The organism is Arthrobacter ulcerisalmonis, assembly GCF_900609065.1.
Lineage (GTDB): Bacteria > Actinomycetota > Actinomycetes > Actinomycetales > Micrococcaceae > Arthrobacter > Arthrobacter ulcerisalmonis.
Genome location: NZ_UXAU01000042.1, coordinates 1 through 15,311, shown reverse-complemented (window position 1 = coordinate 15,311; position 15,311 = coordinate 1). Strand labels below are relative to the sequence as shown.

Sequence of the window (15,311 nt, the reverse complement as noted above, 5' to 3'; positions counted from 1 at the left end):
CCTGCCTTGACAACGCCCCCTCAGCGCCACTGTCGTTCCAGCCCCAGCGGCTGCCAACTTTTTGCCCCCAGCGGCGTCTCCCTAGAACCTGCGAAACCTAAGGATACTGATGATCAACCCGGTTCATCTTAGGACACTCATTGAAGTCACCCGGCTCGGTTCGTTTGCCGCGGCGGCAGCCACTCTGGGGTACACGGCGTCGGCCGTTTCGCAGCAGATGTCGGCGCTGGAACGCGACGCCGGCGTGGTCCTCTTCGAGCGCGCCGCGCGGGCCGTGATTCCCACGGAAGCCGCCGTCGTGATGACCCGGCACGCCGGCAAGGTGCTGACAGATATTGAGGCGCTCCTGGCTGCCGCAAAGACCGAAGACACCAGCACCGAGGTGCTCCGGCTCGGAATATTCCCCAGCCTGGCCACCTACGTCTTACCGCGGATCCTGAAGAACCCTGCCTGGAAGAACCTGGGCATCGAGCTGAAGGTGTCGGTGGCTGAGCCGGGGCAGACCATCCAGGGCTTGCGCACCGGCGGCGAGCTCGATGTTGCCTTGGTATTCCAAGTGGGCCAGACCGGTCTGGCGTGGCCGCACACCATCAATCGGCAATGGGTGGGCGATGACGACTTCCGGGTGGTCCTGCCCGCCAGTTGGGGCTTCGGCTCCGATGCAAAGGTCACCGCCGACCACTTGGCGCAGATGCCCTGGATCATGCACCACCCCGGTACCAGCGACGCCATGGTCATCGAGCGGCTCTTCGCCAGCTGCAACCTGCACCCCCGGGTGGTGGCCTGGAGCGACGATTTCCACGCGAGCCTGGAGATGGCAGCGGCCGGGTTGGGTGCCGCGCTGGTTCCCGAGCTGGCGTTGCGGAACAAACCGGCGGGCGTGGTGGTGCTGGACGTGCCCGAAATCCGGTTGGCCCGCAACGTCTTTGCCCTCCTGATCAACGACCGTAAGACGGCACGGGTGCAACTTTTCGTTGACCTGCTGGCCGAAACACTTGCCGGGATGCGCACGGCGGTGAATTAGCGGCAATGCTGGAATGCGCCGCTGTGTAGGTCTATGTTGAGACTATGAACAGGGTAGCCAGCCAACATTTCGGTGAAATCGAGGTCAACCACGGCAGTGATCACAGCTTCGGCACCGATCACGAACTGCGCGGCCACCCCCTCAAACTTGACCTGAACATCACCGCCCACGACCACTTCGACGAGGCCGCCCTGCATAAGGTGGACTACCGGTTGCGGTTCCTCCCCGAACTGGTGGATGAGGTCAAGGAGATGATCTCCGAGGAACTCGGGCAGGAAGGCACCAGCCCCCGCGAGTACCTGCACTTCCACTGCAACGCGCTGAAGGCCGAGCACCTGCACAAGATTTTCGGTGTCGAGGACCGCAGCCAGCTGACCAACGACGTTTTCCTCAAGGCACTCAAGCTGGGCCGGGTGGCCATCTACCCCGGCCAACCGGAACGCTACTTCGTCTTGGACTTCACACTCGGCGAGCACTTCACGGATGAGGTCCTGGTGGCCTCAGCCGATGAAGACGGCGTGGTCGACGACGAGATCGTCTGGGAGTCCTGACCCTGCCAGGGCTTCGGCGTTAACCCGCGACGGCGGCTGGTCACCCTAGGTGACCAGCCGCCGTCGTACGTTCTGCTGTTCTTACGTGGTCGGTTCCAGGAGGCTGGCGCGGACCGTCTGGGTGGCCTTGACCAGGTTGCGCAGTGACTCTTCGGTCTCGGCGTAGCCTCGGGTTTTCAGGCCGCAGTCCGGGTTGACCCAGAGCTGGTGCGAGGGGACGTGCCGTACGGCGGTGGCCAGGAGCTCGGTGACCTCAGCTTCCCCGGGCACGCGCGGTGAGTGGATGTCGTAGACGCCCGGGCCTACGCCGCGGCCAAAGCCGTGGGACTCGAGGTCGTGCACCACCTCCATCCGTGAGCGGGCAGCCTCGATGGAGGTCACGTCGGCATCGAGGCCGTCGATGGCGTCAATGATCACGCCGAACTCCGAGTAGCAGAGGTGGGTGTGGATCTGGGTGGCGTCGGCAGCACCTGCGGTGGCCAGCCGGAAGGAGTCCACCGACCAGGCCAGGTAGTCCGCCTGGTCAGCCTTCCGCAACGGCAGCAGTTCGCGCAGCGCCGGTTCGTCCACCTGGATGACCTTGATGCCGGCAGCTTCCAGGTCAGCGATCTCGTCGCGGAGGGCCAAGCCCACCTGGTTGGCCGTTTCGCCCAGCGGCTGGTCATCGCGAACAAAAGACCAAGCCAAGATGGTGACCGGACCGGTGAGCATGCCCTTCATGGGCTTGGCGGTCAGGGACTGCGCGTATTCGGCCCAGGCCACGGTGATGGGGGCGCTGCGGGTGACGTCACCCCAGAGGATGGAGGGGCGGGTGCAGCGGGAGCCGTAGGACTGGACCCAACCGTGGACCGTGACGTCGAAGCCTTCGAGGTTCTCGGCGAAGTACTGCACCATGTCGTTGCGCTCCGGCTCGCCGTGCACCAGCACGTCGTAGCCCAACTCTTCCTGCAGCTCGACAACGCGCTTGATCTCGTCCTTCATGAGCTGGCCATACTGCTCATTGGTCAACTCGCCCTTGTTATTACGGGCGCGGGCCGACCGGATCTCCGAAGTCTGCGGGAAGGAGCCGATCGTGGTGGTGGGCAGCGGCGGCAGCTGCAGGGCAGCCTGCTGAGCCGCCTCGCGGACCGTGTACTCGGAGCGGCTGAAATCGGCTGCTGTCAGTGCCTCGGTGCGGGCACGGACCTCGGCCCGGCGGACACCGGTCGCTGAGGCGCGGCTGGCGATGATGGTGCTGGCGTCCTCGATCGCGGCCGGGGCTGCTGCAGGATCGGCCAGGTAGGTGGCCAGGGTCTTGACCTCAACGGCCTTCTCGTCGGAGAACGCCAGCCAGCTGCGCAGCTGCGAGGAGAGTTGGGCCTCTTCGGCGACGTCGTGCGGGACGTGCTGGGTGGAAGTGGAGGTGGAGACGGCGATCCGGCCTACGGCAGCCTTTAGTTCATCCAGCTTCGCAACGGAGGCGGCCAGGTCGTTCCGCCAGATGTTGTGGCCATCCACGACGCCAGCCACCAGGGTCTTGTCGCCCAGCGCAGCAAGTGCCGCTGCGGAAGGGACGGCGCCCTTGAAGACGTCGACGTGCAGGGCTTCGATGTTGGTGGCTGCCAGGGTGCCCAACTGGGCGTCCAGGGATCCGTACGGGGCGGAAACCAGGATCTGCGGGCGATGCTGCGCGGCGGTGAGGACCTCGTAGGCACGGGCCACGGCAGCTTCAATCTCGGTGACAGGCGTCTCCTGGTCCACCACCAGGGCGGGCTCGTCCAGCTGGACCCAGCTGGCACCGGCAGCGGCTAGCTTCTCGAACAGCTGGACATAGACGGGGAGGATGTCCTCGAGCCGGGACAGTGGCGCGAATCCTGCCGGGGCGTCGTCGGCGGCCTTGGCGAGCAGCAGGTACGTGACCGGCCCCACGATGTAGGGACGCGTTTCAACACCGTTGGCCAACGCGTAGCTGAACTCGTCCACCTTGGCGGTAGAGGCCAGCGTGAAGACCGTTTCAGGACCAATCTCGGGGACCAGATAGTGGTAATTGGTGTCAAACCACTTGGTCATTTCCAGCGGCTGCTGCTCTTTGGTGCCGCGGGCCAGGGTGAAGTAGCCGTCGATGTCCAGCTGGCCCTGTCCGTTCAGGAGTGAGCCGAATCGTGTGGGTACCGCGCCAAGGGCGGCGGTGGTATCCAGGACCTGGTCGTAGAAGGAGAACGTCCCGGGGACGGCGGCGGGTTCGGTGAGGCCGAGATCCTGGAGGCGCCGGGCGGTGGTCAGTTGGATGTCCTTGGCGGCGGCGTCGAGGGCGGCAGCGTCGATCGTGCCGGCCCAATAGGCTTCGACGGCTTTCTTGAGCTCGCGACGGCGGCCGATGCGGGGGTAGCCCAGGAGGGATGCGGACGGGAAGGCGGTGGAGTGTTCAGTCATGGTTTCCTCAGAGTGAAGGGCGAGGTGGTTCAGCTGGCGAGTTGGCGGGCGGCGGCGGGCCCGCGACGGACAGGGACGCGGTTGTGCCGTGGAAGTGCCAGTTTGTCCAGCACCTCCAGCGCGTTCTGATGTTCATTGAAGGTGTAGAGGTGGATGCCAGGGGCGCCGGCGGCGAGGGCCGCATTGGCCAGGTCCACGGTGGCGTTGACGCCAATGCGACGGCGTTCTCCCTCGGTGTCCGCAGCGCCCAGCCGGGACAGCAGATGCGGGTCGGGCTCCACGCCGGTGAGTTCGGCGAGTCGGCGCAGCCGTTTGATGCTGATCAGCGGCATGACACCCGGAATGATCGGAATGGTCACTCCGGCGCGGCGTGACCGGGTCAGTAGGTCCGCGTACTGCTCGGTGTGGAAGAAGACCTGGGTGATGGCGAAGTCAGCGCCGGAGCGCTGCTTGGCCAGCAGGACTTCCACGTCATGGGCTTCCGTGGGCGACTCGGGATGCAGGGTGGGGTAGGCGGCAACGCCCACGGCAACTTTTCCGGCGCAGAGCAGCGCGGACCGGCGCTGTTCCACCCTACGGATGAGTTCGACCAGGTCCTGGGCGTAGCGCAGGGAGCCGGATGGCGCCCCTATTCCGTCCTTGGGCAGGTCCCCGCGGAGTGCCAGGATGCCGCGCACCCCGGTGTCCAAGAGTTCGCCAATGATGACAGCCAGCTCCTGCGGTGTGTTGCCAACGCAGGTCAGGTGTGCCAACGGCCGCAGCGTGGTTTCCAGCAGGAGCCGGTTGATGAGTTCCACGGCGGTGTCCCGGTTGGTGCCGCTGGCACCATAGGTGACCGAGACGTAGTCCGGCGAGGTTGTCTCGAGCTCACGGATGGTGGTCCAGAGCGTATCCGCTGCAGCGGCTGAGCGGGGCGGGAAGAGTTCATAGGACAGCGCTACAGGCGCAGCATCGGCGGGATTTGGCTGTGCCTCTATCAGGCTTGATGGTGACATTTGCGTCCTTGGCTTAGCCATCGCCGCTGAGCCCGAAAAGGGGGCTGTCAGCGACGATTAAGTGGGGTTGGGAACACTAAGACTCCGCAGGACGCAGCCGGGACTGGTACTCCTGAAACGAAGCTCTCCGTGAGCAAATGTCAGGCCCACATGGGGGCACCCACACCCTCCAGAGCGGAGGATCGCTGACACGTTACCGCGGTAACTTGATCCCGACTCTACGATCGAACGGCCCCCTGATCAAGAGGAACGCCGAATTAAGCCGACTTTCTACCCCACAAGGAGTTATCGGGCGAAATTATGTTCGCTATGAGACCGTCATGACAGCAAAACCAGCACAAAGGGCAGCACGATGACCAGGACCAGGAACACAATGACGGCAACCCGGCCTTTCCGATGGCCCACGTTGATGGTCAGCCCCAGCCCAGGTCCCGCCCGCTTGGGTACCCAAAGATGCGGATCGGCAGGATCGTTGTAGAGGATCCCAGCGATCCATTTGTCGTCTTCGGCGCGCTCCGCCGACGTGGGTGCGATGCCGGCCCGGCCGGCTGCTGCCCGCGACCAGCGCTGGGCCACCGCGAAGGCGCCAGCCAGGGCGGCGAGCAGGGCAAGTATCCCAACCACCACCGGCCAGCCGGAAAACTGCTCCGGCTGCGTCCAACCGGCCACGCTGAGCTGGCCGAACATGATCGAGAACACCAGGGCGCAGAAGCCCAGCACGGCAAGGGTTCCGCGGATCGTCCCCTCATGCCTGAAGCGTTCCCAATCGCTGGCACCGGCCGCCACGACGCTCAGCTTCGTCACGAGAGCGCCGATCAGCGCCATGAGAACGGTCACTCCGGCGGCCGTCAACAGCAACATGAACACCGTGCCAAACGACTTCCCGCTCCAGGCGTCCGGTGTCCCGTCAGCGCCCCAGTGCGTGGGCAGGACGGCAGGGAGCCCGTCGTACAAGGTTGCGCCATAGGCTGCGTAACCGGACAGCACCAGGATTGCTGCCAGGAACGGCAGCCACAGGACAGTCCGGCCGCGGCTCAGGAGACGGGCAGTAGTTGGCGAGACCATTCATCCAGCCTAGCCATCACCACGGCTTCTCGACGCGCGGGCCCGTATCGGAACGGTCGAGGTATTCGTTGCGGGCTTCGGACTCCAGCCGTTCCCGCAGGGCGTCTTGGGCTTTGCGTTCCAACTCGTTCAGCCGGGAAGCGTCTGCCGGTGCCGGTTCGCTCGGTTCGTCCGGTGGGGTTGGTTCGCTGGTGTTTCCCCCGGCGTCGCCAGAGCCGGCTGCCTGGAGCCGCTCGCGGGCTGCGCTCAGCTGCTGGCCCTGGCCGGCGTCGTTGGAGCTGGTGTCCTGGAAACAGGCAGCAGGTGACTGCTCGACGACGGCGAGCGCTTCGCCGCGTAACTCACGGCCGCGTTCCTCTCCTCCGGCCGTGGTTGAGGTTTGCTCTGCCAGGCGCTCGGTTGCCAGGACCAGGTTGACCCGGACCGTGCACTCATCAGTCCCGGGCTTCTGGTCCAGGGCCCGTTGGAAGCGCTCCCTGGCCCCGGCAAAGTCGCCGGCCAGGGCCAGGGCGTCGCCGGCCGCAAAGTCCGCTTTGAACGGTTCGAGGATGTTGCCCAGGAGCAGTCCGTCCGCGGCCTGCCGGACGCCTGCAGCGTCGCCGCGCTCGAACGCCGTGCCCGCAGCACCCGCCAGGAAGCCGACGCTGAGCAGTTTCACGGCAAGCAGGAGTGCCAGCAGGACCGGGATCGCTGAGGCCAGGAGCAGTCGACGCCTGGATCCGCGAGCGCCCCACCATCGCGCCCGCTCCGGATGTCCGGCGCTCATGGCTGTCCCTCCACAGGCTCACCTTTGGTGTCGTGAAGCCGTCGCGTCACACCCACAAGTTCGCGGAGCCCCAGTCCGAAGGCGGCCAAGGCCAGCAGCCAGGCCAGGTCACTCCGGACGGGTTGGTCCGCACCGGTAACGGACTCAACGGTCATGGCCGCGGGTTGGGCGTCGCTCAACAACGGTGCCGGCGGGTCGTCACTGGACCGGTGCACGTACGGCACCCCGAGTTCGGCCGCGATGGTGCGCAGCGCTGACTCATCGAGCCGGGAGATCGCGTCCCCCTCGCTGCCAGCGGAGCGGTCCTGGATGTAGGACCCGGCAGTCTCCCCCGCACTGCCGCCGGCGTATTCACGCATCCGGCCGCCGTCGGAAGTGCCGTAGCCCAGCACCGCGCCGCCGTCCACCAGGCCGGCGTCAACGCCAAGGGCCCCGGCCCGGGTAGCGCTGGTCTGCTCGCCATCGCCAAAGTAGAAGACATACCGCAGCCGTTCCGGGTGTCGGTCATGGGCGACGCGAAGCCGTTCGGTCAGCACCGGGCCCGCGGCGGTGATGCTGCTCCCTCGGGCATAGTCGGTGACCTCCGGGACGAGCACCTCGGCCGCTGTGGCCAGCGCACCGGCATCGGTCGTGAGGGGCAGCCGGACCGTTGCATCGGCGTCGAAGGCGATGAGCGAGAACCGCGCGCCAGCGAGTTCGGCAGCCAGCGCCGCGAGGTCTTTCCGGACACCGGCCAGCCGTGGCTGGTCAGCACCGTAGTCTTCGGCCGCGATACTGCTGGTGGTGTCCACCAGCAGGAAGACGTCGACGTCGGCTGCGCGGGCGGCGGCCATCTCGCCGGCGCCGATGCCTGGCCGGAATGCCGCGGCAAACACCAGGAGGACCATGACGCCGCGGAGCAGCCAGGTTCGCCGCACCCCCGGGACCGTGCGCACTCGGGCGACCTGCCACCCGATCAGCCCGACGGTGATCAGTAGCAGGGGTAGCAGGAGCCACCACGGCAGAATGGGAAGAATACTCATCGCTCCACCCGCCACAGGAGCAGCACCAGTGCCAGAACCGCCACCAGGGCAACCCCCAGTGGAATGGCTGCAGCATCACTGACCACCCGCACGGGTGCACCCTGGATCTTGGCCGCTTCGGTCTGTTGCACCGCGGCCACAATCCCTGCCACGGTACCTGCGCTATCGAGCGGATAGTAGGCTCCCCCGGTGGACTCCGCTGCTCCCCGGAGTTCAGCACCAGGTTGCCCGGCAGTGTCACCAAAGTCGAAGTCCGCCGGATTCAAGGCATAAACCCGCGCTCCCTTCTCCCCTGCGAGTTGTGCCGCCTGCGCCAGCGTGAAGATGGGACTCCCCGCCACGAAGTTGTCAGTAGCGAACACCACCGACCGCGAGCGCGTACCGTCATCCGGCCCGGGAAAGCCTTGGCTGCATGCGGCCAAGCCGTCACCAACCAGGGACGAGCCGGCTCCCACCCCGGTACCGGCGAAGAAGCTGGGATCGTCGAGGTTGCCGTCGAAGGCCTGGCGGGCGCGGGCCAGCTGGTCCTGCACCAGCTCGTAGTCATCGGTCAGAGGGAAGACGTGGGCGGCGGAGGAATCGAACATCATCAGCCCGATCCGTTCGCCGTCGAACCCTGCCACCAATTCTTCGAAGACGGCGGTGATGGCGGCATCGGCGCTGGCCATCGAGGCCGAGGTGTCGAGGCACAGCATGATGTCGCGGCTGTGCTGCTCCGGGGTGATGACGGCGGTACTGACGGGCCGGGCAGCGGCAGCCAAGGCAGCCAGCAGCAGCACGGCAGCCGTGACCACACACCAGGTCATCAGCCGTCGGTGCCGTTGCAGGGCCGCCCGATACTCGGGGAGATTCGTCAGCCGGGTGGTGTGCGCTACGGCCCGCCCATGGACCTTGGACTTCCCCCTGCGGAGCGCCCATAGCGCGGTGCCAATCGCGAGGACGCCCAACGGGATCAACCACCAATAGATCAATTCCACGCCTGCACCGCCGCCCGGGCTGCGGCGGCACTGGCGGTCACGGTGGGCAGCGGTTCATGGCCGAACTCGCCCGGATACAACGCCGTAATGGCGTGGGCTGCGGCGGGGAGGTTCTGGGCGCCGAGCTCGGCCAGTGTCATCCGGGTCGCGTCCTGTCCCGTTGCATCCCGGAAAAACCCGCGGACCAGCAGGCTCAGCTCCTGGTGGGCAGCGCGCTGGCTGATGGTCCCAGCTCCAGCAGCGGACTCCACCGCCTGGATCCTCGCCAGGTAGTCCTGTACCAGCGCAGCCGTTTGCGCTGGTCGTGGCATGGTGTCGGGGCGCACCGGCCGACGGCGGGTCCGCACCAGGACTCCCACCACCCAGGCGACGCACAGCACCATCAGGACCATTCCAGACCACAGCCACCAGGGGTTGTAGCCCAACGGCCCGTAGAACTCCGGTTCAGCCCCCACGGCGGTGCCTCTCAAGCAAGGCGAACAGCGCGCGCACCACATCAGTGCCGGCCCCCACCGAACCCTCAGTCACGCCAGCCCGGCGAAGGATCGCGGCCCTGGCGGCGTCACGTTCAGCCTGGGCGCGGTAGTACGCGGCGGCCACGTCTGCGGAGAGCGCCACTGAGGGTACGACGGCGGCACGGCTGACAACGTCGCGGAGGAATCCTCCCGCAGGGGCCTGGGCTGCCGGGGTCTCGGGGCCTGCCGACGTGGCAGGGGCTTTCGACGTGGCAGGCGCGGTCAGGTCGGCGTCGCGGATGGTGAGCCACAGGATCTCGTGCTGGGCGCGCAATCGCTTGAGCAGCCGTTCCGCCGAGGGGCCCAGTGTCCCTTCGTCCGCCACGACGAACAGCAGCATCCTGCGGCGGAAGGTGCGCACCACGTACTCGAGCAACGCATCGGGCGCGCTGGGCGCGGTGTCCACGCCGACGTCGTCCGCTACCCGCAGCAACCGCTCCAGGTGCGCTTCACCGCTCTTGGCTGGCAGCGAGCGGATGCCGCCAGAATTACCGGCGACCAGACCCACCGGGTCGCCGTGGTTGAGGGCCAGGGACCCCAGCACTCCCAGGGCTAGGACGGCGATGTCCTTCTTTGCCTCACCGCTCAGCGCTTCGGCCGCCATGTTCCGGCCCGTGTCCACCACCAGGAGGACGTCTTGCTGCCGGCTGGCCACGTAGCGGCGGATCAGCGGCGACCCGTGCCGGGCGGACGCCTTCCAGTCAATGTCGCGCACCTCATCGCCCGGTACATAGGCGCGGAGGTCGTCGAAGTCGAGGCTGCGGCCCTTGAAAACGGACCCGTATTCCCCGTCCAGGAGGCCGCGGGCTTTCCGGTGCGCAAAGATGAACATCTTTGACTTCACGCGTTGCAGCAGGGTGGTCATGCAGCCCTAGGGTGTCTGGACGGCTGCGAGCACCGCGTCGATCACGGTTTCCACTGGCACCTGCTCGGCAACGGCGTCGAACCCCAGGATCAGGCGGTGCCGCAAGACCCGGTGCGCCAGAGCCTTCACGTCCTCGGGGATGACATGGTCCCGGCCCAGCAGCAGGGCCCGGGCGCGCGCGGCCTGACTGAACGCAATGCTGGCCCGTGGGCTGGCGCCGAACTCGATGAAGCCGGCCAGCCGAGGGTCAATGTACTGCGCGGCGTTCCGGGTCACGAAGACCAGGCCCACAATGTAATTGAGGATCGCCGGGTCGAGGTAGATCCGCCGGACGGTCCCCTGCACGGCAAGGACCGAATCCAACGAGGCCGCAGCGGGCGGTGTCTGCTCGGGGCTGTAGACGCCGGCGTCGATCCGGCGGACGATCTCGGCTTCCTCCTCCGGCGTGGGATAGTCCAACACGTCCTTGAGCATGAACCTGTCCATCTGCGCTTCGGGCAGTAGGTAGGTTCCCTCCTGCTCGATCGGGTTCTGGGTGGCCAGCACCAGGAACGGAGCGGGCAAGCGGTAATCCTGGCCGCCAATGGAAGTTTGGCGCTCCTGCATGGCTTCAAGCATGGCGCTCTGGGTCTTGGCGCTGGACCGGTTGATCTCGTCAAGAAGCACGATGTTGGCGTGCACTGGACCCAGTTGGGTGACGAACGTGCCCTTCGCGGCGTCGTAAATCTGGGTTCCCACAATGTCGCTGGGAAGGAGATCGGGCGTGCACTGGATCCGACGGAAGTCGCCACTGACTGCCTCAGCCACGGTTTGCGCCGCAGTGGTCTTGGCCAGGCCCGGCACACTCTCAAGAAGGACATGGCCACCGGTGAGCAGGCCCAGGAGCAGCGACTCACGCAACCTCGACTGGCCCACCACCTTGGCTTCGAAGCTCCGGGAAATGTTTACTGCCACCTGTTGCGCCCGGGCCAGCTCCGCCGGTTCGATCCTGACGGCCGGACTGGTCTGCTGCACTACTGGTCCCCTTGGTGTGCTGTGTGAGTGGCTGGGCTGCGGATGACTGCACCCCGCCGCCATCCTATCCAAGTGGTATGGCCGCGAAGCTGCAATGGGGACCCCTCCCCATCGGCGCCGTGCAGGTCTATATTGGGCCCATGAATGAGCTGCCAGAAAGTTACAAGGAGTTCCTCGCCGGCAAGGGCGCAGGGTTCGTCAATACCGTCAGGCCGGTGCTGCTGCAGTCAGCGGCTGACGGCCTGTTTGGGGTCCGCGTGGTCCATAACGCCAGGGATACCAGCCATCAGGCCCATCTGGATGAGACGTTGGCCTTTGGCGTGATCCTCGAAGACATCGACTGACCCGCCTACACTTCCAGCAACAAACGTTGGGCACGGGGCGCAAACGTGTGTTCAAGGACCAAGCACGCTGCGCCGATCGCTCCGACGTCTTCGCCCACGCCTGTCCCCACCACGTCGATCGGGTGGATGAGACGGGCAGCACTGCTTTCCGCCAGCAACTCCGGAATGCGATCCAGGTAGCGCTGGGACTGGCCCTGCCAGAACGGACCGCCAAAGACCACCCGTTCCACGTCCAAAGTGTTGGTAATGACGGACACGGCCCGGGCTACCAGGACCGCCGATTTATCGATGATGGCAACTGCCCGGGAGTCGCCGTCGTCAGCCAACTCGCAAAGGCGGGCGAACGAGCGCTGGATTTCCGGGCCGCTGGTGCCGGCCGGGAGCCCATCAAGGAGTCCCGCTGCCCGCGCCTCGGCCACCAACGCTTGCGGGATGCAGGAGGACTTCACGCAACCGCGCTGGCCGCAGTCGCAAGGTGGGCCGTCAGGATCGACCATGATGTGGCCAATTTCGCCGGCGTTGCCGGAGGTCCCCCGCACCACCTCGTCGTTCAAGACAATGCCGCAGCCAATGCCCGTGCCCATGTACATGAAGAGGAAGCTGCCGGAACCGCTGGCACCCCCTGCCCAGGTTTCGGCGACGGCGGCGCTGGTCACGTCCTTGTCCACCAGGATGGAGAACCCGGTGGCGTCGGTGAGTGCCTGCCGGAGTTCCACCCGATCCCAGCCAGGCAGGAGCGGCGGGTCAACCACGGTGCCGTGGTCCAGGTCGATCGGCCCGGGTGACGCTACGCCGACGCCGGCAATCAGGTCGCCGTGAACACCGGAATCCTTGGCCACGCGCAGGACCTCGGTGGCGATGGTGGCGATGACCGCTGCGGGATCGTCGCCGCCAGGGGTGCTGATGCGGGAATGCTGGACCACTGTTCCCACCAGGTCCAAGAGGACCACGGTGGTGACTGCCGGGTCCAGGTGCACACCGATCGCGTACATGCCCTTGGGGTTCAGGCGCAGGATGGTGCGCGGTTTCCCGGGTCCACTGCCCTCCTTGCCAGCCTCAACGATGAGGTGCTGGTCAAGCAGGCGGCGGGAAATGTTGGAGATGGTCTGCGGAGAGAGGCCAACAATCTGGGCCAGTTCCACCCGACTCAAGCCACCGGGTGACCTTCGAATGGCATCGAGGATCACCGTCAGGTTGAAGTCCCCCATTTTGGGTAAGTTGGTTCCGCGCCTCGGAGAGGGTGGGCGGATCTCAGTCAAGGCTTCCCCTAAACGTTTTTGCGGTGTGTTGCCGATGCATTGAATCGTACGTTAATGACGCCGCCAGCCAGCAAAGCCGGACGACGGCGCGGCGGAGCGGCTCAGCCGGTGGCGGCTGCCCGCCTGATGCTGCGGGTCACGGTGAACTTGGCGTTCTGGCCGTGGCTCCTGGTGGCACCGACTTCGCGTTCGAGGGTGGGCAGATAGGGCAGGTGCCTGTTGTAGACGGTCCACAGCTCGCCTCCTGGTTCCAGGATGCGGGCCGCAGCGCGGATGAGCTTGAGGCCAGCGCCGGTATGGACGCCTGCACCCACGTGGAAGGGCGGGTTGAGCAGCACCACGTCGGCGCTCTTGGGTGGGAAAGTGCTGAGGGCATCGTCCTGCAACACGGTAATCTGGTCGGTCAAACCATTGGCGCGGGCCGTGGCCTGCGCTGAAGCTACTGCTGCCGCTGATTGGTCGCTGGCTGTGACGGCGGATCCTGGGAACTGTCTGGCGTACATGGCGGCCAGGATTCCCGTGCCGCAACCAAGGTCCACGGCGTGACGGCCAGCTCGCATGGTGGGCAAGAAGTCGAGCAGGAAACGGGTGCCGATATCCAGCGTGGCGCCAGCAAACACCGCGCCGTGGGCTGCCACCTGCAGATCCAATTCGGCAAGGTGTTCCAGTACCGGGAAATTGGTGCCAACGGCGTCCCGGCGTGGCGCGGAAGCCACAATGACCCGAGACTTCTGCCGCGCGAGCTGAGGTTGGATCGTCCCAAAATACTGCTCCAGCACCTTATTCATCCCCAGGGACATGTGCTTCACCCGGCCGCCTGCCAGCAGCACCGCGTGGGCTGGTGCGTGGTGTGCCACGGCAGCGGCGATCTCGTCGAGTTCGGCCAGCGTCTTAGGCAATTGCAGCAGGATGGTGCTGGCGCCTGCCAAGAGCTCCGGTCCCAAGGGCAGGTGGCGGAAGCTGCTCGCCGCCATGCCGAGGCGTTCGGCGTTCTTCGCCAGGGCGCGTTCGCCGGTGATGAGGTCCTGGTGAACGGAAAGTGCCTTCGGTGCCAAGACGGCCTGGGCGCCCAGGGTCAGAGCACCGTAGCGATCATTGATGACCACGATGCTCTGCGCCGGCTTCGCGTCTGCGGCGGCCGTTTCGAGCAGGAGCCTGTCGGTGGCGTCCCATGCCTGCAGGTTGGCAGCCTCTACATCGGGCCAACGCCGTAGGCTGCGGAGGACGTCGTCGAGGGTGGCCGGAAGTGACGGGTTCATGGTGCCTTAATCGCTGGGGACAGTGACGGGAGTTTCAGGAGTTCAGCCACGGCGGCCCGGCCGGCCCGGTTAGCGCCGATGGTGGAGGAGGACGGCCCGTACCCCACCAAGTGGACCCGCGGTTCGGCGGCCACGCGGGTGCCGGCCATGGCAATGCCGCCACCTGGTGCCCGAAGGTGCAGTGGTGCCAAATGTTCAAGTTCAGCCCGGAACCCGGTGGCCCACAGGATGTCATCCACCGGCAACAGTTCCCCGGTGGCGAGCCGGACGCCGTCGGGCTCTATCGATGTAAACATGGGACGCCGCTCCATGGCACCCCGAGCTTGGGCGGCCCGGAGCGTTGGCGTCCAGAGCAGGCCCGTCACTGACACCACGCTTTGCGGGACCAGGCCCTGCCGAACGCGTTCCTCGACTAAAGCCACGGCGTCGTGACCGGCCTGGGAATCGAACTGGGTGTCCCGCCAGACGGGCGGGCGCCGGGTAAACCAACTGGTCTCAGCCACCACGGAAATCTCCGCGAGCAGGCCGACGGCGGAAATCCCTCCGCCCACCACTGCCACGCGGTGGCCAGCGAAGTCTTCGGCCGCGACGTAGTCTGCAACGTGCAGCTGTCGGCCGCGGAAGCTGGTCTGCCCCGGGTAGATGGGCCAGAACGGCCGCGTCCACGTGCCGGTGGCGTTGATGACGGCGTGGGCGGACCACTCCCCTGCGGCGGAGGTAACCAGCAGCCGTCCATTGGGGTTGGTATCCATTCGGCTGACCGATGCGACCTTCACCGGCCGCTGGATGGGGAGGTTGAGCCCATCCTCGTAGCCGCCAAAATAACGGGTCAGGAACTCTGAGCTCGGTTCCGTGGGATCAACGGCGGGTTGCGCGATGCCAGGCAGGTCGCTGATGCCATTGACGGTGGCCATGCGCAGGCTCTTCCACCGATGCCGCCACGCACCACCTGGACCGTCTTCCGCATCCAACACCACGTGCGCCACGCCCCGGCGCTGCAGATGATACGACGCCGAGAGGCCCGCCTGGCCAGCACCGATGACTACGACGTCGGTTGCGGCAGGATTCACTCCCCCATGATAGTCGCGAGCGGGTGCGTGGCTGACTTGCCCAGCTCGGCGGCAACACGGTTGCGGGGGCTAGTTGTACTCAGCCAGCAGGTTGGTTACATCTGCTGATGGGTGGTCGTCCTCCGAGGGCTGCGTGGTTTCGGCGGTGGTTGTAGAAGTCTAGCCAGCCGGTC

The 15,311-nt window shown here is 66.2% G+C and carries 15 protein-coding genes; 3 read left to right on the top strand and 12 right to left on the bottom strand.

Going from position 1 to position 15,311, the window contains the following annotated elements; all coding sequences use genetic code 11:
* The first annotated feature begins 109 nt into the window (after nt 1–109).
* On the top strand, nt 110–1,024 hold the full coding sequence (locus PSET11_RS15875; RefSeq protein WP_124093305.1) for a LysR family transcriptional regulator: 915 nt from the start codon (nt 110–112) through the stop codon (nt 1,022–1,024).
* A gap of 44 nt (nt 1,025–1,068) precedes the next feature.
* Nucleotides 1,069–1,575 carry a DUF2004 domain-containing protein gene (locus PSET11_RS15870; protein WP_124093304.1) on the top strand — a complete coding sequence of 169 codons (507 nt, stop codon included), beginning with the start codon at nt 1,069–1,071 and terminating at the stop codon, nt 1,573–1,575.
* 81 nt (nt 1,576–1,656) lie between these two features.
* Here the strand turns inward: PSET11_RS15870 and metE are convergent, their stop codons facing one another.
* The 9 genes from metE to PSET11_RS15825 form a co-directional block, all read right to left on the bottom strand.
* Nucleotides 1,657–3,987, bottom strand: coding sequence for a 5-methyltetrahydropteroyltriglutamate--homocysteine S-methyltransferase (gene metE / locus PSET11_RS15865; protein WP_124093303.1), 2,331 nt, complete (start codon nt 3,985–3,987; stop codon nt 1,657–1,659).
* Between the two features lie 29 nt (nt 3,988–4,016).
* Complete coding sequence (locus tag PSET11_RS15860; protein WP_124093302.1) at nt 4,017–4,982, bottom strand: methylenetetrahydrofolate reductase; 966 nt, start codon at nt 4,980–4,982, stop codon at nt 4,017–4,019.
* Between the two features lie 318 nt (nt 4,983–5,300).
* A complete protein-coding gene (locus PSET11_RS15855; protein WP_124093301.1) occupies nt 5,301–6,047 on the bottom strand; it encodes a DUF1648 domain-containing protein in 747 nt (248 codons plus the stop codon).
* A gap of 16 nt (nt 6,048–6,063) precedes the next feature.
* Nucleotides 6,064–6,813 carry a hypothetical protein gene (locus PSET11_RS15850; protein ID WP_124093300.1) on the bottom strand — a complete coding sequence of 250 codons (750 nt, stop codon included), beginning with the start codon at nt 6,811–6,813 and terminating at the stop codon, nt 6,064–6,066.
* Nucleotides 6,810–7,835: a VWA domain-containing protein gene (locus PSET11_RS15845; RefSeq protein WP_124093299.1), complete on the bottom strand. Its 1,026-nt coding sequence runs from the start codon at nt 7,833–7,835 to the stop codon at nt 6,810–6,812. Before PSET11_RS15845 ends, PSET11_RS15850 begins: the two co-directional genes overlap by 4 nt.
* Nucleotides 7,832–8,812 (bottom strand): vWA domain-containing protein, encoded by a 981-nt coding sequence (locus PSET11_RS15840; RefSeq protein WP_124093298.1) that lies wholly within the window; start codon nt 8,810–8,812, stop codon nt 7,832–7,834. Before PSET11_RS15840 ends, PSET11_RS15845 begins: the two co-directional genes overlap by 4 nt.
* Nucleotides 8,803–9,267, bottom strand: coding sequence for a hypothetical protein (locus tag PSET11_RS15835; protein WP_124093297.1), 465 nt, complete (start codon nt 9,265–9,267; stop codon nt 8,803–8,805). Before PSET11_RS15835 ends, PSET11_RS15840 begins: the two co-directional genes overlap by 10 nt.
* Nucleotides 9,257–10,192 carry a DUF58 domain-containing protein gene (locus PSET11_RS15830; protein WP_124093296.1) on the bottom strand — a complete coding sequence of 312 codons (936 nt, stop codon included), beginning with the start codon at nt 10,190–10,192 and terminating at the stop codon, nt 9,257–9,259. Before PSET11_RS15830 ends, PSET11_RS15835 begins: the two co-directional genes overlap by 11 nt.
* Nucleotides 10,193–10,198: 6 nt before the next feature.
* Complete coding sequence (locus tag PSET11_RS15825) at nt 10,199–11,206, bottom strand: AAA family ATPase (protein ID WP_124093295.1); 1,008 nt, start codon at nt 11,204–11,206, stop codon at nt 10,199–10,201.
* 140 nt (nt 11,207–11,346) lie between these two features.
* Between PSET11_RS15825 and PSET11_RS15820 the strand changes: the two genes are divergently transcribed.
* Nucleotides 11,347–11,550 (top strand): hypothetical protein, encoded by a 204-nt coding sequence (locus PSET11_RS15820; protein ID WP_203416000.1) that lies wholly within the window; start codon nt 11,347–11,349, stop codon nt 11,548–11,550.
* Between the two features lie 5 nt (nt 11,551–11,555).
* Here the strand turns inward: PSET11_RS15820 and PSET11_RS15815 are convergent, their stop codons facing one another.
* The 3 genes from PSET11_RS15815 to PSET11_RS15805 all read right to left on the bottom strand — a co-directional run bounded on the left by PSET11_RS15815 (nt 11,556) and on the right by PSET11_RS15805 (nt 15,138).
* A complete protein-coding gene (locus PSET11_RS15815; RefSeq protein WP_124093294.1) occupies nt 11,556–12,758 on the bottom strand; it encodes an ROK family transcriptional regulator in 1,203 nt (400 codons plus the stop codon).
* 152 nt (nt 12,759–12,910) lie between these two features.
* Nucleotides 12,911–14,068 (bottom strand): class I SAM-dependent methyltransferase, encoded by a 1,158-nt coding sequence (locus PSET11_RS15810; protein ID WP_124093293.1) that lies wholly within the window; start codon nt 14,066–14,068, stop codon nt 12,911–12,913.
* The gene (locus tag PSET11_RS15805; RefSeq protein ID WP_124093292.1) at nt 14,065–15,138 is read right to left on the bottom strand and encodes an FAD-dependent oxidoreductase; all 1,074 of its coding nucleotides are present in this window, start codon (nt 15,136–15,138) and stop codon (nt 14,065–14,067) included. Before PSET11_RS15805 ends, PSET11_RS15810 begins: the two co-directional genes overlap by 4 nt.
* Nucleotides 15,139–15,311 lie beyond the last annotated feature (173 nt).